This is a genomic window from Actinomyces sp. ICM47 (genome assembly GCF_905369875.1).
Classification (GTDB): domain Bacteria; phylum Actinomycetota; class Actinomycetes; order Actinomycetales; family Actinomycetaceae; genus Pauljensenia.
Window position 1 is genome coordinate 1 of sequence record NZ_CAJPJE010000003.1, and the last position, 22008, is coordinate 22008.

The 22008-nt window shown below is 65.1% G+C and carries 19 protein-coding genes; 3 read left to right on the plus strand and 16 right to left on the minus strand.

Going from position 1 to position 22008, the window contains the following annotated elements:
* The 3 genes from QZ149_RS01045 to QZ149_RS01055 all read right to left on the minus strand — a co-directional run.
* Positions 1–710, minus strand: a 710-nt coding sequence (locus QZ149_RS01045) for an ABC transporter transmembrane domain-containing protein (RefSeq protein WP_291448854.1), incomplete at its 3' end; no start/stop codon positions are given.
* Positions 707–2308 (minus strand): ABC transporter ATP-binding protein, encoded by a 1602-nt coding sequence (locus QZ149_RS01050; RefSeq protein ID WP_291448857.1) that lies wholly within the window; start codon positions 2306–2308, stop codon positions 707–709. The genes QZ149_RS01050 and QZ149_RS01045, both read right to left, overlap by 4 nt.
* 162 nt (positions 2309–2470) lie before the next feature.
* The gene (locus tag QZ149_RS01055; RefSeq protein ID WP_291448860.1) at positions 2471–3619 is read right to left on the minus strand and encodes a branched-chain amino acid aminotransferase; all 1149 of its coding nucleotides are present in this window, start codon (positions 3617–3619) and stop codon (positions 2471–2473) included.
* Positions 3620–3784: 165 nt separating this feature from the next.
* Here QZ149_RS01055 and QZ149_RS01060 point away from each other — a divergent pair, with 165 nt between their 5' ends.
* Positions 3785–5392, plus strand: coding sequence for an MFS transporter (locus QZ149_RS01060; protein ID WP_291448862.1), 1608 nt, complete (start codon positions 3785–3787; stop codon positions 5390–5392).
* 11 nt (positions 5393–5403) lie between these two features.
* On the opposite strand, the gene QZ149_RS01065 is transcribed toward QZ149_RS01060, so the two are convergent.
* Both QZ149_RS01065 and QZ149_RS01070 read right to left on the minus strand, forming a co-directional pair.
* Complete coding sequence (locus QZ149_RS01065; protein ID WP_291448865.1) at positions 5404–5664, minus strand: Txe/YoeB family addiction module toxin; 261 nt, start codon at positions 5662–5664, stop codon at positions 5404–5406.
* Positions 5665–5666: 2 nt separating this feature from the next.
* A complete protein-coding gene (locus QZ149_RS01070) occupies positions 5667–5909 on the minus strand; it encodes a type II toxin-antitoxin system Phd/YefM family antitoxin (RefSeq protein ID WP_291448868.1) in 243 nt (80 codons plus the stop codon).
* Between the two features lie 90 nt (positions 5910–5999).
* Here QZ149_RS01070 and QZ149_RS01075 point away from each other — a divergent pair, with 90 nt between their 5' ends.
* Complete coding sequence (locus tag QZ149_RS01075; protein WP_291448870.1) at positions 6000–6497, plus strand: hypothetical protein; 498 nt, start codon at positions 6000–6002, stop codon at positions 6495–6497.
* A gap of 106 nt (positions 6498–6603) precedes the next feature.
* Here QZ149_RS01075 and QZ149_RS01080 read toward each other — a convergent pair whose 3' ends face one another.
* From QZ149_RS01080 to QZ149_RS01090, 3 genes are read right to left on the minus strand one after another with little or no spacing between them, the layout of a single operon-like run.
* The gene (locus QZ149_RS01080; protein WP_291448872.1) at positions 6604–7083 is read right to left on the minus strand and encodes an S-ribosylhomocysteine lyase; all 480 of its coding nucleotides are present in this window, start codon (positions 7081–7083) and stop codon (positions 6604–6606) included.
* 6 nt (positions 7084–7089) lie between these two features.
* Positions 7090–9060, minus strand: coding sequence for a DNA primase (gene dnaG, locus QZ149_RS01085; RefSeq protein WP_291448875.1), 1971 nt, complete (start codon positions 9058–9060; stop codon positions 7090–7092).
* Positions 9061–9106: 46 nt separating this feature from the next.
* Positions 9107–10411 carry a deoxyguanosinetriphosphate triphosphohydrolase gene (locus QZ149_RS01090; protein ID WP_291448877.1) on the minus strand — a complete coding sequence of 435 codons (1305 nt, stop codon included), beginning with the start codon at positions 10409–10411 and terminating at the stop codon, positions 9107–9109.
* Positions 10412–10855: 444 nt separating this feature from the next.
* Here QZ149_RS01090 and QZ149_RS01095 point away from each other — a divergent pair, with 444 nt between their 5' ends.
* Positions 10856–12931 carry a glucose PTS transporter subunit IIA gene (locus tag QZ149_RS01095; protein ID WP_291448880.1) on the plus strand — a complete coding sequence of 692 codons (2076 nt, stop codon included), beginning with the start codon at positions 10856–10858 and terminating at the stop codon, positions 12929–12931.
* A gap of 68 nt (positions 12932–12999) precedes the next feature.
* Here the strand turns inward: QZ149_RS01095 and aroD are convergent, their stop codons facing one another.
* The 8 genes from aroD to QZ149_RS01135 form a co-directional block, all read right to left on the minus strand.
* Positions 13000–13824 (minus strand): type I 3-dehydroquinate dehydratase, encoded by an 825-nt coding sequence (aroD, locus tag QZ149_RS01100; protein WP_291448882.1) that lies wholly within the window; start codon positions 13822–13824, stop codon positions 13000–13002.
* An 11-nt stretch (positions 13825–13835) separates the two neighbouring features.
* On the minus strand, positions 13836–15071 hold the full coding sequence (gene dusB / locus QZ149_RS01105) for a tRNA dihydrouridine synthase DusB (RefSeq protein ID WP_291449025.1): 1236 nt from the start codon (positions 15069–15071) through the stop codon (positions 13836–13838).
* Between the two features lie 82 nt (positions 15072–15153).
* The gene (locus tag QZ149_RS01110; RefSeq protein ID WP_291448884.1) at positions 15154–16542 is read right to left on the minus strand and encodes a glycine--tRNA ligase; all 1389 of its coding nucleotides are present in this window, start codon (positions 16540–16542) and stop codon (positions 15154–15156) included.
* Positions 16543–16762: 220 nt separating this feature from the next.
* Positions 16763–17479: a hypothetical protein gene (locus QZ149_RS01115; RefSeq protein ID WP_291448887.1), complete on the minus strand. Its 717-nt coding sequence runs from the start codon at positions 17477–17479 to the stop codon at positions 16763–16765.
* Positions 17476–18372 (minus strand): ABC transporter ATP-binding protein, encoded by an 897-nt coding sequence (locus QZ149_RS01120; protein WP_291448890.1) that lies wholly within the window; start codon positions 18370–18372, stop codon positions 17476–17478. The genes QZ149_RS01115 and QZ149_RS01120 overlap by 4 nt, the downstream gene beginning before the upstream one ends.
* Complete coding sequence (locus QZ149_RS01125) at positions 18369–18758, minus strand: GntR family transcriptional regulator (protein ID WP_291448893.1); 390 nt, start codon at positions 18756–18758, stop codon at positions 18369–18371. Before QZ149_RS01125 ends, QZ149_RS01120 begins: the two co-directional genes overlap by 4 nt.
* A 724-nt stretch (positions 18759–19482) precedes the next feature.
* On the minus strand, positions 19483–20382 hold the full coding sequence (locus QZ149_RS01130; protein ID WP_291448896.1) for a sugar ABC transporter permease: 900 nt from the start codon (positions 20380–20382) through the stop codon (positions 19483–19485).
* Positions 20382–21968: an ABC transporter permease subunit gene (locus tag QZ149_RS01135; RefSeq protein WP_291448898.1), complete on the minus strand. Its 1587-nt coding sequence runs from the start codon at positions 21966–21968 to the stop codon at positions 20382–20384. The genes QZ149_RS01130 and QZ149_RS01135 overlap by 1 nt, the downstream gene beginning before the upstream one ends.
* Positions 21969–22008 lie beyond the last annotated feature (40 nt).

Here is a 22008-nt window from a genome sequence, read left to right on the forward strand (position 1 = left end):
AGCCCGGAGTCTATGCGCGCCTCGATGTCATCCATCTCGGCCTCGCGTCGCTCCTGCGCGCCAAATGCCAGGACCTCGCGCACGCCCTGCACCGAGTCGGTGACATGGGCGGCGAGCGCGCCTCGGGCGTCGCGCAGCTCGCGGGCCGCGCGGGCGGTCGCACCCGACCCCAGGAACGGAATGATCGCTCCAACAACAACCAGGAAGGGACCCAGGACGGCGGCGACCGCCCAGGACACGGAGGTTCCCATCCACACGAGCGTCAGGATCGGCACAATGATGGCCGTGGTGACGGGGGCGAGCGTGTGGGCGAAGAAAACCTCGACGCGGTCGATGTCCTTCGTCACGCGGTTCATGATGTCACCCGAATCCAGGCGGTCCGTGCCTGCGGGGGCCTGAGGTTCAAGCTGGTCGTAGAAGTAGTTGCGCAGCATCGCCAGGCAGTGGAAGGCCACGAAGTGTCCGGCGAACTGCTCGAGGTAGCGGGCACCGCCCTTGAGGAGGCTGAGAACCACGGCGCACACAATAATAACGGGGATCGACCACGCGCTGGTGCCGGCGGCCAGGCTCGCGACCGCCCAGCCCCCCAGGGCGAACAGGCAGACGCCGATCATGAGGAAGACGACGCGCGCCACAATGGAGGCGGCCAGCGGCGGCAAGACGCGGCGAGTGATCGACAGGAGCCGAAGAGAGAGTTGCCTGCGGGTCATCGGATCGTTCCTTCCTGGAGCGTCGCGACGCGGTCAGCGCCCTTGATGGTGGCGTCTCGGTGAGAGATCGTCAGGGTGGTGCGCCCGGCGCACACGGTGTCGAGGGATGCCAGGATTTCGCGCTCGGATGCCAGGTCCACGTGGGCGGTGGGTTCGTCCAGGATCATGATCGACGCATTCTTCAGGAAGGCGCGGGCAATAGCGATGCGCTGGGCCTCGCCACCCGACACGGCCAGGCCTCGGGCACCCACGCGGGCGTCCAGGCCACCAGGCAGGGCCTCGTAGAAGTCGCCGAGGTGCGCGGCACGCAGGGCCTCGACGAGCTGAGCGTCGGTCGCCGTGGGAGCCGCGAGAAGGAGATTCTCTCGCAGCGTGCCGGAGAACAGGTAGGTGCTTTGCTCGACGACGGCGCTCTGAGCGCGCACCCACGACAGGGGCGCATCCGCCAGGTCCACTCCGTTGAGGCTCACGTGACCACTCCTGGGGCGCAGGTACCCCTGGAGCAGAGCGGAGATGGTCGACTTGCCCGCACCCGAGGAACCAGCCAGGGCGACGTGCTCTCCGGGGGAGACCGTCAGGCTGGCCCCCTGCAGGACCGGGGTGCCCTGCGTGTACGCGAAGGACACGTCTTCCAGGCGGATCTCGCCGGGCTTGGCCGGCTTCGCGGGGGCCTTGACCCCCTCAGCGTCCATGACGGCAGGAATCTGAGCGTTAAACTTCTTGATTTCTTTGTTGGCGGCGATGCCGCCCATGCCGATGTAGAAGAACTGACCGATGCGGTCCAGCGGATCAAGCATGATCGAGGAGAGCAGCACGAGGGAGATGGCACCGCCGACGCTCAGCGTCCCCTGCGTGTAGCGGATGAGGGCCAGCGTGATCGCACCGGTGATCATGCCCAGGGAGAAGACGGAATCGATGACGAGGAGGATCAGCTGATTGCCAGCCAGGTAGCTCATGACCTTCGAGCGCACCTCTTCGGCGGCATCAGCCAGGCGCTTCCCCATGTCCTTGCCCGCGTTCATGAGGGCCAGGTCGCCCAGGCCCTGGATCGCGTCGAGTTCCTTGGCGGCCAGTTGGCGCGAGGCGTGACGATAGCGTGAGGACACCGGCTTGAATGCCTTGCGGAAGCCCAGGACGCAGATAGGCACGAGTGGGATCGCGATAGCGAGGAATCCACCGGAAGCAGGGTCGAGGGTCAGGGCGACGACAATGACGACGAGGATCGGGGTCGTCAGCGACGCGATCATGGGGGCCAGGAAAATACCCTTGTAGGCGGCGACACGCTCGACGCCGTCGGTCGCGGAGTTGACGACGCGACCCGCCCGCTCGCTGGTGCGCTGCGTCGGACCCAGGGCAAAGACCTGTCGGATCATCGAGTGGCGCAGCCTAGGTTCCAGCTGCTTCATAGCGGTCGCCCCGAGGGCGCTGACGGCCCACGCGAAGAAGCCCGATCCCAGGGCACCTACGAGGGCGATCCACCACGTCGACCAGGCATTGTTTCCCGCAATATCATCGATGCCCCAGCCGATCACCAGGTAGGCGAGCGCCAGGCATAGAGCCGCTGCCCACGAGCAGGCAACAACGATCACGCGTTTCATCGTTCTCCTATCAACACGACACACACGAGCGTCCACAACCAAGGATAGCCTTAGTTAGGTTCTGACACCACTGTCAGGAAGAATCGATGCCGCGCTGCGACCACAAAAAGAAACCACGACCTCGTCCATTGACGAGGCCGTGGCTCCCTCACGCGTGAATACTCAGGCCAGGCGGTACGTCCAGCCGTAGGGATCCTCGGCGCGGCCCCACTGGATGTCGGTGAGGTGCTTGTGGATCTCGCGGGTCTTGTCCCCCACCGCAATCTCGACGTCGAAGTCGTCGCCAGCCAGGCGCGTGATCGGGGTGACCACAGCGGCCGTGCCACAGGCGAAGACCTCGGCAACGCCGCCCGAGCGAATGCCGTCCACAACCTCGGACAGGGCGATCTTCTCCTCACGCACATCCACGCCCTGGTCGCGCAGCATGCGCAGAATCGCGCTGCGCGTGCCACCCTCGAGGATGACGCCGGTGAGCTCGGGGGTACGGATGGTACCGTCTGCCATGACGACGAACATGTTCATGCCGCCCAGCTCCTCGAGGTACTTGCCCTCGTAGGTATCCAGGAAGCAGACCTGAGAGAAGCCCTTGGCCTCTGCCTGGATCTGGGGCAGCAGGGAGGCCGCGTAGTTGCCGCCCGCCTTGGCGCTGCCGGTGCCGCCGGGGCCGGCGCGGTGATACTCGCGCTCCACCCAGATGGCCACGCCCGACAGGCCGCCCTTGAAGTAGGGACCCGAGGGAGAACCGATGACGTAGTAGTCGACGACACCCGCGGGGTGCACGCCCACGAACTCCTCGGAGGCGAACATGAAAGGACGCAGATAGAGGGAGGAGCCGTCGACGTCGGGAACCCACTTCACGTCGGCGCGCACGTAGTCCACGAGAGAGGCCACGAAGTCCTCGCGGCTCAGCTCGGGCAGAGCCAGGCGGCGGGCCGAGTGGTTCAGGCGCGCGGCGTTGTAGCCGGGGCGGAAGGTCCACACGGAGCCATCCTCGCGCTTGTAGGCCTTGATGCCCTCGAACACAGACTGGCAGTAGTGGAAGACGGAAGCACCGGGGGTCAGCTCGAGCGGGCCGTAGGGGATGACGCCACGGTCACTCCAGCCGCCCTCGCGGGTCCAGCGCATGTGGGCCATGTGATCCGTGAACTTCTTGCCAAAAGCCAGGGTCGACATGATCTCGCTGTACTCTTCCGGCGTCGCCGGGTGAGCGTTGGGGGTCAGGGGGAAACGGCCAGCCAGCTCATCGGCGGCGGGCAGGACCAGGTCGCCGGCAGCCTCAAGTTCCGTGGGGGTGTGCTGCGTCGATGCCATGAGGCCTCCTGTCGTGGTTTTTTCACAAAGATGAAGCCAGAATATGCCCGCCGTCCGCATTGCGGCCGGTTGATTTCGGAATGTGACCCACTCCCCCACCCCTGTGGAAGTTCTCACCCACATGTCGGCTTACGAAGCCCCTCCCTATTTCGCTACAGTGCCATCTTGCGTTCGCGTGCCGAACACCCCGACGCAGCCGCTGCGGCTCCGTCACCTAGCGATCGTCGGCGCGCCCTAGAAAGGTTTTTCTGCAGTGAGCTCTCCTGCATCTTCCGACCGCATCTCCCCCAGCTGATCGGCGCGATCACCGCAACGGCAATCCTCGCGTTCCTGGGGCTCTTCCTCGAGACAGTCCTCAACGTGTTGTTCCCTGCCCTCATGTCCGACTTTTCCGTGACGATGGCCGACGTGCAGTGGATGACGTCCGGCTACCTGCTGGTTGTCTCCATCGTCATGCCGATCACGGGCTGGCTCCAGCGCCGTTTCACGCCTCGCTCACTGTTCTTCACGGCCGCCGGCTCGATCTTGACCGGCGCACTGGTTGCGGCTCTCGCACCCACGTACCCGCTTCTGTTGGCTGGCCGCCTGATCCAGGGCATGGGCACAGGTATCGTCACTCCCCTGATGTTCACGATCATCCTAACCCGTTCTCCGCGCTCGAAAATCGGCGCGTTGATGGGTGTGGGCGCTCTCGTCCTGGGCACCGCACCGGCCCTCGGCCCGATTCTGGGCGGCATCATCGGGACGGTCGCGTCCTGGCGCGCGGTGTTTTGGATCTGCGCGGCGCTCGTTCTTGTGTCCGTATGCGTCGGCTCGGCCTCCATCACCGGCGGTCAAGTGTCGCGTGTCTCGCTCGATATCGTGCAGGTTGCCCTCATCGCGCTAACGTTCGTCGGCCTCGTCCTCGGTGTTGAACGCGCGGGGACCGCGCTGGCGGAGGGAGCCTCCCTCCTGATGTCCCTCGGTCTCATCGTCCTCGGCGTCGCTGGTGCCGTTCTGTTCGTTCTCCGCTCGCATTCGGCTCCTACCCCTGTGATCCGTCTGTCGGTACTGCGCGCGCCTGCCTACCGCTACTCGCTCCTAGCGTTCGCGTTCTTCCAGTTCGCAGCGCTCGGCCTCGGCTACCTGCTGCCCAACGCCGCCCAGTTGGCTCTCGGATCATCGGCGATGAGCGCGGGCCTGCTGGTTCTGCCCGGCGCGGTCCTTGGCGCTGTGATGGCACCAATCGGCAGCTCTCTCCTAGACCGCTTCGGCCCGCGCACTCCGATCCTCGTCGGTGCGGTGATAACCCTGGTGTCCTGCATTGCCCTGGCGGCGCGTGGTACGTCTCTGTCCACCGGCTGGATGGCTACCTTCTACTTCATGTTCATGCTGGGTTTCGGCTTGGCGTACGCAAACACGCAGACCCACGCGATGACTCACGTGGATGGCCCGCTCACTGCCGATGGCACCGCCCTCATGAACACGGTCCAGCAGTTCTTCGGTGCGATCGCGATGACAGTCCTGGCGACCATCGTGTCAATGACGCAGGCGGGTCTGACTTCAACGGACGCGGGCTTTGCTCCGGCGACCGCGCGCGGCGTGCTCATCGGTTTCATCGTCGTGGCGGTTATCGTGGCCGCGGCGCTCGGCTTCGAGTTGCTCGCGATGCGCCACTCGCGCATCACCTCGGGCACGCAGGCGATAACGGCTGAAGAAATTATCGAGGCCGACGAGATCGAGGCCGCCGTCCTGGCCGAAATGGGTGATAGCGCTCAAGTCTCGGGTCGCTGACACGCAGTGCGTCACTCGTAGTGCGTCCACATGCGCAGGACGCGAACGGTGCGCTCCTCTTCGAAGACCTCATAGACGAGCCTGTGCTGAATGTTAATCCTGCGCGAATACATCCCGGCGAGGTCACCCACGAGGCGCTCGTAGCGGGGAGGCACCGCGAAAGGATCCTCTGTCAGAACCTCAATGAGAGCCTGCGCTTTCGCTTTAAGTCCGCTGGCAGAGAGCTTCTTCGCGTCCTTCGCGGCCTGCTTGGAGAAAACGACCCGCCACACGACTACCACTCCACGTCATCGAGGGCATCGTCAAGGTCCTCACGAGTGGCTTCCTTCAGGCTGTCCGTCATTCCCGGAATCCCCTGCAGGTAGAGGGTCTCCTGGATGGCACACCAATCGGCCTCGCCGATGAGCACGGCATTCCCACGACGGCCGGTGATCGTGATCGGGGTTGACTCCTCATTCACGGTGTCGATAAGCCGGTACAGATCCGAGCGGGCGGCAGTGGCACTCACAGCAGTCATGATCTTTCCTTTCCACTCCCATCATATCGTACGCTTTCACGTACGCATAGGCCTGTGCGCACCAATGCGGAGAAAGGATACGATCAACGCATGACGACTCTCCCCAAGTCCCTTGCCTCCGCCCTGCCCTCCCGCGAGCGCCGCTCCCCCAGCCTGGAGCTTCAGGACGGGCGCTGGCTGGCAGCCGCAAAGTCGGGCCTGTACGTCTTCGGAGCCCAGGCCTCGTCCGGCGACGAGACGCCTGTCCCAAAGGTCTTCCCGTGGTACGACGTGGCGCGGGCGCGCTGGGAGGCGGAGGGCGAACTCTTCGCGCTGGAGTGGGTGGACCCGGCCCGCGCGGCCCTGGCTGGGCGCAGCCAGGGAGACCCGGACGAGTTCATGCGCCAGGTCAGCGAGTACGTCAACCGCTCCATCGTCATGTTCGCCCAGGCGGACACCGACGCCGGAACGACGATCACGGCGTGGGTACGCCGGGGACCAGACGGCTTGTTCTCCATCCTGACGGCCGACGGCCCACTCGACGCGGCCGCTCAGCGCCAGGCCGACGCCCTCGAGGCCAGCGTGCGCGACGCGGTCGGCTTGGACTAAGAGGCGAGGCCGTGGCGGGTGTGCGCTCGCCCCTGACGCGACGCCCCCGCACAGACGAGTCCGGGGCCCACCTTTCGGCTGAGCCCCGGACTATTGTGTGTCTCGATCAGTGAACGATGAAGACGCGCTCGAAGGGGTCGACGGACAGACCCTGCTCGAGGATCGTCCGAGCCCACTCGCGCGCGCTGAACAGCGAGTGATCGCGGTAGTTGCCGCAGGAGTACACGTCCGTTCCCGGAACGTCCTCCCAGGTCGCCTCCTCGGCGATGGCGTGCAGCGACGAGGCGATAGCGGCAGTCACCTCCTTGACGCAGGGGGTACCCCACATGATGAGGTGGAAGCCCGTGCGGCAGCCGAACGGCGAGCAGTCGATGACGCCGTCGATGCGGTCACGCAGCAGAGAGGCGAGCAGGTGCTCGATCGTGTGCAGACCAGAGGACGGGATTTCGCCGCTGTTGGGCTGGACGAAGCGCACGTCGAAATTCGAGATCTGGTCGCCCTTCGGGCCGGCCTCCACGTTGATGAGGCGCACGTAAGGTGCCTTCACGGCTGTATGGTCCAGAGTGAAGCTCTCCACTTCTGCCATGTTGTATTAATCCCTTTCGGTGTAGTTTTGCCTGCGTTGTTCCAGACGCATGAGCGACCGGAAGACCTCAGAGTACTGCGGATCCTCCTCATTCATGCGCGACAGGGCCGCACGTGCTTCACCTAACTGTCTGGTGAGGTCCATGCGAACCAAGGCCGCGACGACGCCGCGGCAGTAGGAGCGCACGTCGGCTTCGCCCGCGACGGGCAGGGGGTTGACCGCCAGCTCGGTGACGGCAGGGCCGATGAACTCGCCCGCCGCGTCGAGGATGACCTGGACGAAGTGACGTGACGCCGCCAGGGTCGCGTTGTCGCCGGGGCCGAAGTGGGCCTCGGCCTGGCGCATCATCTGCGTGAAGGCGTCCAGGCCACCGGCCGCACGAATCGCGTCGTGGACGGCGCGGTGCGTGGGCACGGTAAAGGATTGGCCGTCCAGCTCCTCGAATCCGGAGCCGACGACGTAGAGCGGGTGCTGTAAGACCGCCTCGAGGGCCTGGCGCTCGACGCGGGTCACCGGATCCTCGGGGCCGCGGCGCACGGGGGTGGGGGCAGGGCGACCCGCACCGGCCATCTCGATCTCTCCAGGGCGCGGACCGGGGGTAATCACCTCAACACGGCCCGCCGCCCGGACTGCCTGCTCGACCGTACGCATGTCCATGCCGAGCCATCCGGCGAGCTGGCGCGTGTACTCGGCGCGCAGAGCCAGGTCCTTGATGTGCGCGACGATGCCAGCCGAGGCGCGCAGGCCCTGCACGCGCCCCTCGGCGCTACGCAGGTCCATCTGGGACAGGACCGAGCGAATCGCGAACTCAAAAAGGGGGATGCGCGAGTTCACCAGGTCGACGATCGCCTGGTCGCCCTGGGACAGGCGCAGGTCGCACGGGTCTTGGCCGCCCGGCGCCACCGCCACGAAGGTCTGCGCCGCGAAGTTCTGGTCCTCCCCGTATGCGCGCAATGCGGCCTTCTGCCCGGCGCTATCACCGTCGAAAGTAAAGACGACCTCGGAGCCGTGGGCACGCCCGCTGGAGAGCACGACGCCTGCGGCAGGGTCCGCATGATCGCCCAGCAGGCGGCGGATGATGCGCACATGCTCCGACCCGAAGGCGGTGCCACACGTGGCCACTGCGTTCGTGACGCCCGCGACGTGCGCGGCCATCACGTCCGTATAGCCCTCGACGATGACCACCTTGTGTTGCGTCACGATCGACTTCTTCGCCAAATCTAGACCGTACAGAAGCTGCGACTTCTTATAGATCGGCGTCTCGGGGGTGTTCAGATACTTGGGCGACTCCTTGTCGTTGTCGTCCAAGCGACGGGCACCGAAACCGACTGTCGCGCCCGTAATGTCGCGGATCGGCCACACCAGGCGCCCACGGAAACGGTCGTAGATGCCGCGGCTGCCGGTCGTGCCCAGGCCCGCGACCTGGATCTCCTGGTCCGTGAAGCCCTTCGAGCGCAGGTGTCGGGTGAGCGAATCCCACGAGGCCGGGGCGTAGCCGACCCCGAAATGCTCGCACATCGCCTGGTTGAAGCCGCGCTTAGCCAAGAACTCGCGGCCCTTGTGGGCTTCCTTGCTGCCCAACTGCTTGCAGTAGAACTCCTCGGCGACGCGGTGGGCGTCCAGGAGGCGCTGGCGCTTGCCCGGCTCCTCCGTGCGCACGCGGGTGCCGCCCTCCTCGTAGTGGAGCGTGATCCCCGCCTTTTGTGCGAGCATCTCCACGGCCTCGGTGAAGGGCAGGTGGTCGATCTTTTGCACGAAAGAAATGACGTCGCCGCTCTCCCCACACCCGAAGCAGTGGAACATGCCCAGGTGGGGGCGCACGTTAAAGGACGGGGTGCGCTCGTCGTGGAAGGGGCACAAGCCCTTGAGGGAGCCGATGCCCGCGGGTCGCAGCGCTACGTGCTCGCCGATGATCTCATCGATCTTCACTGCGTTACGTACCGCTTCGATATCGTCCTTGCGAATCAGACCCGCCATGGCTTCAGTCTACCGAGACCCACCCGCGCGCGTGGTCCGATTGTGCTTAGAGCTGCGAGGACAGCATCCCGCACCAGCGCGCGTGCCAGGCCGAGGCCGAGACGTCGGTAAGCGAAGCGACCTGGTCGATGACGGCACGCAGGCGCACGCGATCATCAGAGGCGGCCCGCCACTGCGCGGCGAACACCGGCTCAAGGGAGTCAGCCCCCGCCTCGTACAGGGCGTCGACCAGGTCCGCCAGGAGCGTGCGCTGCTGGTAGTACACCGGCTCACTCTCGCGAGGACTCATGACGTAGTGGACGGCCATGCCCTTGAGGATCTGGATCTCGGCGCGCACCTGCCGCGGCACGACCAGATCCGCACGGTAGCGGCCCAGCGGCTCATCCCCGAAGGTCTCGCGCGTGGCTGCGACGGTCGCCGAACAGAAGCGACCGATCAACTCGCTCGTCGCATCCTTGAGGTGGGCGAGGGACGCGTAGGAGCCGTCGAAGGAGCGCAGCCACACGGGCATGGACACGATGCGCTCGAGCGCATCCTCCAGGTCCGAGCGAGCCACCGCCGGACCGTACCAGTCCAGCGTCGAGGCGATGACGGCTGCGCAGTGCGCGTCGTCGAACAGGTCGGCGGGGTCGAGCTTGCGGGTCGCGACCGCGTCCTCCATATCGTGCACCGAGTAGGCGATGTCGTCGGACAGGTCCATGATCTGGGCCTCCAGGCAGCGCCTGCCCGCCGGCGCGCCCTGACGCATCCATGCGAACACGGGCGCGTCGTCCGGGTAGACCGAATACTTGCGCGTCGACTTGGCCAGGTCTGGGCCACCCGACTTGACCCACGGGTACTTGCAGATCGCGTCCAGCGTCGCGCGCGTCAGGTTCAGGCCCGCGGGCACATCTCCAGCGCCGATCACCTTGGGTTCCAATCGGGTGACGAGACGCAGGGTCTGGGCGTTCCCTTCGAAACCGCCAATCGAGGCCGCAGCAGTATCCAGGGCACGCTCGCCGTTATGCCCGAAGGGCGGATGCCCGAGGTCGTGGGACAGACACGCGGCATCCACGACATCCGGGTCAGCCCCCAGCTCTTTGCCGAGCTCACGGCCCACCTGGGCAACTTCTAGAGAGTGGGTCAGGCGTGTACGCACGAAATCGTCCGAGATCGGACCCAGCACCTGCGTCTTTTCACCCAGGCGGCGCAGCGCCGAGGAATGCAGGATGCGCGCGCGATCACGCTCGAACTCGGTGCGCGCCGACGACTTGTGGTCCTCGGGCACCCAGCGCTCAGAATCGGCCGGGCTGTACGGGGAGGCCGCGTCAGTGCCATCGACACCCGGGATTGCCAAAGAAAACTCGTTCACAAACCTATGGTACGCGGCCAGCGCCCCCGCACTTGGACACCTACCCCGCGAGCGCGCCACGGCCTCGTCCATGATCGGTGCTCGGCAAGCCCCGCGTGGCCCGAGGCGTATGAGCGATAGAACCGCACGGACGGTGGCCTCGTCACGATGAGGCCCCTCTTCCTCATCAATCTCTGACACCAAGAATGTCCGGTCAAAGAAAGAAGGGGATGAGAAGATTACGAGAAGGCTCTAATGGGTTTTGATCTGGAATAAAAGGCATTGAAAAGAAACACCCGTTCAGCGTTTTTTGCTCATCTGCTGCAACCTCGTTGCAGCAGATGTCGAAAATTTACCAAATTGTTACTGTGAGATACCCCAGCGCAGCTTTCCTCATTTGTTCAAACATGCTAAACCTCAGGAGTCGCATTCAGCGTCGAATCTCATTCACGGAAGGAGTCCCCCGTGTCCAACACGGCACAGGAAATCCTCGATGCAGTCGGTGGTCCCGACAACATCATTCACTTTACCCACTGCGCCACGCGCCTCCGCTTTGAGCTGCGTGACGCCTCCGTCGTCGACAAGGACACGGTCGAGAACATCGACGGCGTTCTCGGAGCCGTGCCCCAGTCGGGTGATCGCTACCAGATCGTCATTGGCGGTGCCGTTCAGTCAGTCTTCAACGAGATCAACAACCTGCCTTCGATGAAGTCAGGCACCGCAGCCTCCAACGACGACGTCAAGGCCGCCGCCCGCGCGAAGGCGCGTGGCAAGAACGCTCTCGTCGACGCATTCTTCGAGTACCTGTCCGACTCGTTCCGTCCCCTCCTGCCCGTCCTGCTCGGTGCCTCCCTGATCCTGGCGTTCCTGGCGGTCCTCGACGCCCTGCACATCGTCGACACCCGCGCGGAAACCATTCCCGCGTGGCTGGGCTACGTGAACTCCATGTGGCGCGCAGTCTTCTACTTCCTGCCCGCCATGGTCGCCTACAACGCGTCCAAGAAGCTGGACATCGACCCGTGGGTCGGCACGGCCGTCATCCTGTCGCTGCTCACCCCCAACTTCACGGGCCTGAGCAACGCCACCTCGTTCGCCGAGACGACCTGCACGACGAATGCCCTGGGCACCGAGCAGTGCGTCACCCAGGTTGGCAGCCTGCCCCTGCAGCTGTCCGACTACGGCGGCCAGGTGTTCGTGCCGCTGCTGATGGTGCCGCTCCTGGCTTTGGTCTACAAGGGCCTGAAGAAGATCGTTCCTTCGAACGTTCAGATGGTGTTCGTCCCCTTCATCTCCTTCGTCATCATCATGCCGCTGACGGCCTTCCTGATCGGCCCCCTGTCGATCTGGATCGGTAACGGCCTGGGCAGCGGCCTGGCCTGGCTCAACGGCCACGCCCCCATCGTCTTCGCGATCATCATCCCGATCATCTACCCCTTCCTGGTGCCGCTCGGCCTGCACTGGCCGCTCAACGCCCTGCAGCTGGCCAACATCGCCTCGACCGGCTCCGACTTCATTCAGGGCCCCATGGGCGCGTGGAACTTCGCCTGCTTCGGTGCCACCGCCGGCGTGCTCTTCCTGTCGATCCGTGACCGCGACACCGACATGCGTCAGACGGCATCCGGTGCCCTGGCCGCGGGCCTCTTCGGCGGTATCTCCGAGCCCTCCCTCTACGGTATTCACCTGCGCTTCAAGCGCATCTACCCGCTCATGCTCACCGGCTGTGTCGTCGGCGGCCTGGTCATCGGTGTTGGCGGCGGCGCAACCACGAACACCTTCGTGTTCACCTCGCTGCTGACGATCCCCGTCTTCACCCCCATGGCCGTCTACGGTCTGGGCATCCTGGCAGCGTTCACTACTGCTTTCCTGATGGTCGTCTTCTTCGACTACCGCACGAAGGAGCAGAAGGCTGTGGCTCGCGAGAAGAAGGAAGCCATGAAGGCTGGCGTCTCCGCCGCTCCCGCCGCCGCTGCCGCGGCTGCCGCTGCTGCACCGGCCAATGAGGATGCTGCCGCTGAGGCTACCGCGCCGGCTGCTGAGGCTGCCCCCGCCCCGTCTTTCAGCGACGAGGCCAAGGCTGACCTGACGCTGACCTCCCCCATGACAGGTGAGCTGGTTGCGCTCTCCGACGTGAATGATGAGGCCTTTGCCTCCGGTACGCTCGGCCCCGGCGTCGCCATCTCCCCCGCCGCTCACGCGGTCGTCGTCGCCCCCTGCGACGGCAAGGTGACGGTCGCCTTCCCGACCGGCCACGCCTACGGCCTCAAGTCCGCCTCCGGCGTCCAGATCCTTATCCACATCGGTATGGACACGGTCAAGCTGGACGGCAAGGGCTTCACGCCCCGCGTCTCGAAGGGCGACATCGTCAAGCGTGGCGATGTCCTGGCTGAGGTCGATTGGGACGTCATCCGCGAAGCCGGCTACGACACCATCACCCCGATGGTCGTGACGAACAAGAAGAAGTTCGGCGAGATCACCCCCGCCGCTCCCGGCCCGGTCAGCATCTCTGACACGGTCGTGACAGTGACGCCCAAGGAGGCGTGAACGTTCCTAGCGTGTCGCTGACATAGCTGTGGGGGGCAGGCCACGAGGCCCGCCCCCCACACGTGTCTCTAGGCCTCGGAGCCCTCGACGATGTCGAGGACCGCTCGGGCCTGCTCGATGGTGAACTGTCCGGGGGCACTCCCCTCGGCACCGGGCAGGGTCGCAAACGTCGCAGCTGATCCGAGAGCAGAGCCGACCAGGCGCGTCGGCGCGCCGTTGGGTCCCATGGCGATGCCGATGACGGGACGGTCGTAGGCCTCGCGCGCCCATGCCTGCGCACCGAGTACGCGCGCGGCGTCGGTGGCACTGTGGGCCATGCAGGCAAACTTGAGGACGTCGGCCCCCGCGTAGTTCATGTCGGCGAGCACCTCGGCGAGTTGGTCGTCGCTGGGGGTCCCTTCGAAGTCGTGGAATGAGCCGATGACGAGCGCGCCGGCCGCATGAGCGTCTTCGATGAGAGCCGAAGACCCGTCTCGCCTGATCTCCACATCGACGCCTCCGACGTGGGGAGCCAGGGCTGCCACGAGGGCGCAGTATTCCTCATCGTCCAGGGACGCTTCGCCGCCTTCGACGGAGGTGCGGATGGTCGCCAGGATGGGCAGGGGCGAGGCGTCCGCGACGTAGCGGGCCATGCGCACCAGGTCGTCGGCTACCTCGGAGGCAGCCACGAAGTGTGAACCCACCAGGGAGAACAGGTAGGTGTCGGCTCGCCACTCGACGATATCAGCGCGGCAGGAAGCGAGCGCGCCAACCTGATCAGTGAGGGCGCGCGTGTCACCGCTGACGGGCACGATCACCTGAGTGCGTCCCCCGAGGGTCGCCTTTTTGGCGGCTCGTCCGATGGTGACGAATCCGGGCACAGGGTCGGGGTCGGGCGCAGATGAGTGAGGCATGATTCCTTCGCTTAATATCCGATTTCTGCCAGGTGCAGGCGCTCTCGTTCGCGCTGCGTGAGGTAGGGGTGGTCCAGCCAGCCGTCGGGCAGGTGGGGTGTTTTTTCGCCGCCGGCTCGCCCTCGCGGCCCGCGGGCGGCTGGCGGGAACGCCTGGTCGAGGTCAAGATCCCTGAGGCGATCGTGCAGCTCTTGGAGGGTGGAGACCATGGAGAGGGCGTGGCGCTGGGGGCCGCCGACGGCGAAGCCGCGCAGGTACCATCCGATGTGCTTGCGCATCTCGCGCAGCGCGCGCCCCTCGTCGCCCTGGTCGACGACGCACCAGGCGGCGTGACGCTCGATGACGGAGACGACCTCGGCGAGGCTGGGGCCGGGCGGGATGGCCCCACCGTGGTAGGCAGCGACGATGTCACGGAAGATCCAGGGGCGTCCCTGGGCGCCGCGCCCGACGCTGATGCCGTCGCAGCCGGTGCGCTCCAGCATCGCCAGGGCATCGGCGGCCTCGAAGACATCGCCGTTGCCGAAGACGGGGATGTCGAGCAGCTCCTTCAGGCGCGCGATCTCGTCCCAGCGGGCGCGTCCCGCGTAGTGCTGGTTCTGGGTACGCGCGTGCAGGGTGAGCGCGGCGGCACCCAGTTTTTGCGCACTCAGGGCGGCCTCGGTCGCGGTCTCGTGCTCGGCATCGATGCCGATGCGGATCTTCACGGTCACGGGGATTTCGCGCCCCACGCGCTCCCCGGCCTGGTCGCAGGCGCGCACGACGGCGGCGACGAGGTCAGTGAACAGGTCGCGCTTCCAGGGCAGGGCCGCTCCCCCGCCTTTCTTCGTGACCTTGGGGACGGGGCACCCGAAGTTCAGGTCGATGTGGTCGGTGAGGTCGCGCTCAACGAGCATTGTCGCGGCCTTCGCCATGACGGCGGGGTCAACGCCGTAGAGCTGCAGGGAGCGCACGCGCTCGGCGGGGTCGGGGCGCACCATCTCCAGGGTGCGCTCATTCTCCTCGACGAGGGCGCGGCTAGTCACCATCTCGGTGACGTACAGGCCTGCGGGCGCGTCCACGCGCGGGATGGCCACGTGGCGCGGTTCGCCTGCGCCATCGCGCGGGGGCTGAGGGGACGAGGCCGTGGCCCTCTCCCCCGGTTCGACAGCCCAGGAGGGGATGCCGGTGGGCCGCAGATGGTCGGGCAGGCCCGACTCGCCCATGATGCGGCACAGGCGTCGGAAGGGCACGTCTGTCACCCCGGCCATGGGGGCCAGGACAACGGGCGTCCACAGGCGCAGCGGCCCCACACGAAGCGGGGCCGCTGCGGACGTTGAGGCTATGGACAAATCAGCAGCCCAGGCGTTCGATCAGGTACGACTTGACCGTGTCGAGCGGGATGCGCACCTGCTCCATCGTGTCACGTTCACGGATGGTGACGGCGTGGTCCTCGATCGAGTCGAAGTCGTAGGTGATGCAGAAGGGCGTACCGATTTCGTCCTGGCGACGGTAGCGCCGTCCCACGGCACCGGCGTCGTCGTAGTCGACGTTCCAGATGCCGCGCAGCTCGTCGGCCAGCTCCTGGGCGGGGCCGGTCAGTTCGGGCTTGCGGGACAGGGGCAGGACGGCGGCCTTGACGGGGGACAGGCGCGGGTCCAGCTTGAGCACGACGCGCTTGTCGACACCACCCTTGGCGTTGGGGGCCTCGTCCTCGTGGTAGGCCTCGATGAGGAAGGCCATGAGGGAACGGGTGAGGCCCGCGGAGGGCTCGATGACGTAGGGGGTCCAGCGTTCCTTAGTGTTCGGGTCGAAGTAGTCGAGCTTCGCGCCGGAGGCCTCGGAGTGGACGCGCAGGTCGTAGTCGGTGCGGTTGGCGATGCCCTCGAGCTCGCCCCACTCGCTGCCCTGGAAGCCGAAGCGGTATTCCAAGTCGACGGTGCGCTTGGAGTAGTGCGAGAGCTTCTCCTTGGGGTGCTCGTACTCGCGCAGGTTCTCCGGGTCGATGCCGAGGTCCACGTACCAGGCCTTGCGGTAGTCGATCCAGTACTGGTGCCATTCCTCATCGGTGCCGGGTTCGCAGAAAAACTCGAGTTCCATCTGCTCGAACTCGCGGGTACGGAAGATGAAGTTGCCGGGCGTGATCTCGTTGCGGAAGGACTTGCCGATCTGGCCGATGCCGAACGGAGGCTTCTTGCGCGCGGCGTTCATGACGTTCGCGTAGTTGATGAAGATGCCCTGAGCGGTCTCGGGGCGCAGATAGTGCAGGCCGGCCTCGTCGTCGACGGGGCCCAGGTAGGTCTTGAGCAGGCCGGAGAAGGCACGGGGCTCGGTCCACTGGCCGCGCACGCCACAGTTCGGGCAGACGAGGTCAGCGGTGGTCAGGGAGGACTCTTCGACGCCCTTCTTTTCGGCGAGCTCTTCGATGAGCTGGTCCTCGCGGGCGCGCTTGTGGCAGTTGAGGCACTCGATGAGCGGGTCTGTGAAGGCCTTGACGTGGCCGGAGGCAACCCACACTTCGCGCGGGAGGATGACGGAGGAGTCCAGACCGACGACGTCGGCGCGGCGGCGGACCATGGCGTTCCACCAGGCGCGCTTGATGTTTTCCTTCAGTTCCACGCCGAGCGGACCGTAGTCCCACGCGGAACGGGTGCCACCGTAGATGTCACCGCAGGGGAAGACGAAGCCGCGGCGCTTGGCCAGGCTGATCACGTTGTCGAGGCGGGAGGGTCCCTTAGCCACTTGTCACTCCTTGAGTATCTGGGGCACGACTGGCTGTCGTGTCGCCATTGATACTAGTCGATAACCGCTGTTTGGGGCGGTTTCTCCCCGCTTGTGCGCTCATGGATCCCACCACAGGTGCGCGCCCGACCGCCGACAGAACCCCGGCCTCGTCCGAATTAAGCGGGGGCCGAGGCCGGGGCCGGGGCGAGGGGTCATGTTCCCCAGGCGCAACTTGCGTTCAGTTGAGGCGGCGCAGGCGGCCTGTGAGGGTCAGGCGCCATCCGGCGGCGGCAACTGCGAGAGTGAGGAGGCCGAGCAGCCAGAAGGCGGGGTGCATCGGGGGAAGGTAGCCGGACTTGTGAACGAGCGTGAGAACCAGCCAGGTGACCGGACCGGCGATGCCGGCTAGGCCCAGTACAGTCGCCACAATAATGCCGAGAGCGACCGTCCACGGGCTTCGACTATGGCGCGAGGCCGCACCGATCAGGCGTCCGGCACCGTCGCAGGCGATCCAGGCGGCCACGACGATGAGCCACGAGTCCACTCCGAGGGGGTACTCGAGGCTCCCCAGGAAAAAGATGTGTGTCTGAGTCAGGGCGAGCACCCACCAGATCACACTGGCGATCGCGATAACGACAGCGCTTAGCACGTAGGTCGACAGTGCCAGGGTGCGGCGCGACGCTCCGCTCAGAGACGCTGCCCGCAGATACGTCGTCGTCGTGATGATCTGTGTGATGAGGAGGTAGATGCCCGTCGTGAAGGCAGCGTTGACGGCGGCCTGATCGACGTGCTGGGAGAAGTCATCGGAGGTCGCGTACATGATGGCGCTCACCGTCGAGTTAATGAGAAATTGACCGACGACAACCGAGGCGTACACTCCGAAAGCGAATCGCCAATCGACCATTCCAAGTCGCCAGATCGAGGGCTGAGAGGAAACAGTGGGTGCGGTGCTCATTGGTCGTTCTCCTGGATGAGGTAGGCGAAGGCGTCCTGGAAGGAACAGGGCGAGGAGGTCAGTGAGTGGGATACGATCGTGGCTTCATCAATGGTGCCGCCACGCAGGTCCACGACGATCTCTCGCGTGGGACCCAGCTCGCGACTGGCGATGACGGCGAGGTCCGGGCGGGCGACGAGGAGGCGCTCAACGTCGGAGGCGTGGCCGGTCAGTGCACAGACTCTGCAGGTGAAGTCGTCGACGCTCTCATGAGCGAGGAGCACGCCTTTCTTCAAGACGATGACATCTTCGGCGACCTTTTCGAGTTCGGAAACCATGTGCGAGGAAACGAGGAAGCGGCGCTGCGGGCGCTTTCCTTCCATGCACTCCCCCGCCAGGGCGAGAATCTCCTCGTAGAAGGCGTAGCGCGTGGGCACGTCCAGGGGCGCCTGGATCTCATCGAGGAGGGTGATGGGTGCACCCGATGCCAGGGCAATCGCGCCGGTGACAACGGCCGCTTGGCCTGCGGAGAGCTTTCCAAGAGTCTTGCGGCTGCGGACCGGCAGACCGAAGCGCCGGGCGTAGTGGGCAAAAAGCCGCTCGTCCCAGGTGGGACGCAGACGGGCGTATTGGATCAGGATAGTTGCGGGGACATCGTCGAGGTCTCGGCTGGACGAAGCCATGATCGAGTCGGTGAACAGGTCGTCGGCACTGGTCTGTGCGGCATCGATGGAGATGCTCCCCGAGGTGGGTGCCAGCAGGCCTCCGAGGATCTGCATGAGCGTCGTCTTGCCCGAGCCGTTGGGGCCGACCAGAGCAGTAACAGTCGATTCCCCGAGGGTGAGGGAGACGTCGAGCAAAGCCGGCACTATCTCCCCTCGGTAGGTGTGGGTGATGGAGGTCAGGGTGATCATGAGTTGTCCTTGGCGGTTGTATCGGCGCTGTAGGCGCGGACGTGGTCGATGATGGCGTCGATATCGAGGCCCAGTGCCAGGCCAGCTTCGACGGCGGGGTTCAGGGTCTCCTCCACGTAGGACGCACGTCCGTCGGCCACGAGCACGCTCTGCGCGCCTTCGGCAACGAACATGCCGATGCCTCGCCGCTTTTCGACGAGTCCCTCGTCGACGAGGATCGAGAAGGCCTTGCCGACGGTGGCCGGGTTGATGCGGTAGGTCGCGGAGTACTCCGTGGTGGAGGTGAGCTGGTCCCCAGCGCGCAGGGTGCCGCGCAGGATCTGCGCACGGATGTCATCGGCGATCTGCACGTAGATCGGGATCCCCGAGACGAATGTGGGTGCCATTGGCAGCCTCCTCGGTTCAGCGGTTCATTACACGACTAATGAACCATATAACCAACTAACCTGTCAACCTATCTCACCTAACGAGTTGCAGATCACACCTCACTCCCCTCTCGCCCGAATGCAGACCGAACACCCCGCCCGCGCAGCTAGGCCCGACGAATGTCAGCACTAACCCGCCAATGCGCAGACCCGATCGATTGATTCGCCCCAGGTATTGCGGAGAGCGTCTTGGGCCAACCACAACACGGTTACACCACACGGACAGCCCGGGCGGAGGCCCGCCCAGAGGACTCGGGGATTTCTAGTCGACAACTCCAAGCGACAAGAGGCTGCCAAGGCTCGCGGGCGACCAGGCACGAAGGCACCCGCGACCCGGACAAGCAGCCACACCACCACCAGAAGCAACGGCAGAGCGGGGGCGCTGCACCCGTTACGGGACCGTGCACCCGATCAGGGGCACTGCACCCGTTCAGAAGAGGTGCATTGCCTACGGATCGGGTGCAGCGCCCCAACACACAAGAACAAACACGGAACTGGCAAACCGAGCCACTCCCCCGCCACAACCAGCCCGAGCACAGGACGCCAGGCGGACACCGGGCGGGCGTTGGGCGGCTTTGTTGCGCCCTCGACCCACACGGTGCCCGAACACGCAAAGAACCCCGGCCTCGTCCCACGGGGATAGGGGACGAGGCCGGGGCTGGCTAGGCAGGAGGGCGCGGCGCACTTACTCCTTGACGCCGCCGGCGGTCAGGCCGGAGACAATGTACTTCTGCAGGTACTGGAACAGCAGGATGACCGGGACGGCCGCGAGGACGGCACCCGCCGCGAAAATGCCCCACGGGGCGGTACGCTCATCGGCTGCCCACATGTACATGCCGACGGCCAGCGTGAACTGATCCTGATCCTGCAGGACGACCTTCGCGATCACGAAGTCACCGAGCGAGGAGATGAAGCTCAGCAGGCCGACAACGGCCAGAACCGGGCGAACCAGCGGCATGATGATCGTCCAGAAGGTCTGGGCGTGCGTCGCGCCGTCGATCATCGCCGCCTCATCCAGCGAACGCGGGATCGAGTTGAAGAAGCCGTACAGCAGGAAAGTGTTCGAGCCGAGCGCGCCACCGAGGTAGACGCAGATCAGGCCGAGCTTCGAGTTCAGGCCCATGACCGGGAAGATGTCCTGGATACCCAGGAGCAGCAGGTACAGGGCCACGAAGGCCAGCATCTGCGGGAACATCTGGACCAGCAGGAGGCCGGTCAGCGTGCCACGGCGCCCCTTGAAGCGGAAGCGGCTGAACGCGTAGGCGGCAGCAGCGCCCATGAGGACAGTACCGATAGCGGTCGTGGTAGACACGATCAGAGAGTTGACGACCCACGACCAGTAAGCAGCGTACTTGCCCGACCCCAGGGACATGTAGTTATCGAACGACACGTTCGAGAACAGCTTGTTCGAACCCGTCAGCGTCGCGCCCGGGTTGAGGGAGACCGACAGGACATAGAGCAGCGGGACCAGGCAGTAGATGATCATGACGATGGCGACGATGTGGCGCCATCCGACCTCTTTCCACCAGCGCGCACCCTTGAGGGTCGGCTCGCTCTTCTTCTTCGTCACTTTTGCAGCACTCATCACAGCTCCTCAAGGGTCTTCGTCTGGCGGAAACCGAGCCACGCGATCACGCCCACGACGATGAAGATGATGATCGACATGGCCGAGGCCAGGCCGTAGTTCGGGGAACCCGACTCGATCGCGATCTTGTAGACCATCGAAATCAGGATGTCAGTCTCGCCGACATCCATGCCCGGGTAGTTCGGGCCACCGCCGGTCAACATGTAGATGAGCGAAAAGTTGTTGAAGTTGAACGCGAAGGACGCGATCAGCAGCGGGACGGTGGACTGCAGCACGAGGGGCAGCTTGATGGACCACACGGTACGCAGTCCGGAAGCACCATCGATCTTCGCGGCCTCTTCAACGTCACCCGGCAGCGACTGCAGGGCACCCAGGCAGACGAGGAACATGTAGGGGAAGCCCAGCCACAGGTTCACGCCCAGGATCGAGAGCTTCGCCAGCGTTCCATCCGTGAGCCACGGGACGTGCGCACCGCCGAGGAGCACCTGGTTGATGAAGCCGAAGTCCTTGTTGAGCATACCCTTCCACACCAGCGTGGCCAGGAAGGCCGGGAAGGCGTAGGGCAGGATCATGAGGGACTGGTAGATCTTGCGCCCCTTGATGCGCTTGTCCGCGAAGACGAGGCCGAGGATGAGGCCGAGCGCGAAGGTCGACAAGACCGATGCGGCAGCGAAGATGAAGGACCATACGAGGGCCTTCATGAAGGGACCCGCCAGATCGCCGCGCGTGAACATGTTGCGGTAGTTGTCGAAGCCGACGAAGACGCGCCAGCCCGGATCGAGCTGATTACCCTCGGCGTCGACGAACGCACCGACCTTACCGTCGGCCGTGTAGACCGTGCCCGTCTCGGTGTCGGTCAGCGTGTCCGCAGCTTCATCGTAGTTGTAGCGAGACTTCGCAAGGTAGGCGGTCGTGCCATCCTCGCTCTTGTAGTGGCCCGCGTTGGGATCCTCGGAGGCCGGGACGTTCAGCGCGAAGACCTCGGTCTGGCGCTTCAGAACATCGTTGATCTTGAGAACCTTGTACCCGTCAACGGCGGTGATCATGCCGGCGGACTGCGTGCCACCCACCTCATGGAAGGGTTTCTCGGAGTTGCCGACCTTGATACCACCGGTCTCGGCATCGACGATGGCCAGGCCGAGGCCCGAGCCGTCTTCAACGATAGCGGCCGGGAGATTCACTGCGCCGGGGGCGCGCTGCTCCGCAGACTTCAGGATCGACGCAACCGCGTCTTCCTTGGTCGAATTATGGCCCTGCCCGTAGTTCGTGAAGGACACGTAGCCCGTGTACCCCATGACGAACACCTGATAGATGAGCAGGAACACCATGCCGGGAACCAGGTACTTCGCCGGGATCATCCGCTTGGAGAAGTACACCCAGTTCACGACGAGAAGCAGCACGGCCAGGACGGCGAGAACCGTCCACGACTTCACCAGGTACGCGGTGAACATGCCGTAGAGCCCCAGGGCGTCGATGAGCATCATCAGGACGAGTTTCACGAAGAAACCAGGTTTGGTCACTTCGCTCGCATGCGAGGCCTTGGGCCCCGTCTTTTTCTTTTCTGTAGCCTTCGCTGGCTCAGACATCGTGTCCTCCACACGTGCGCGTACGCGCGTCATTGCGACG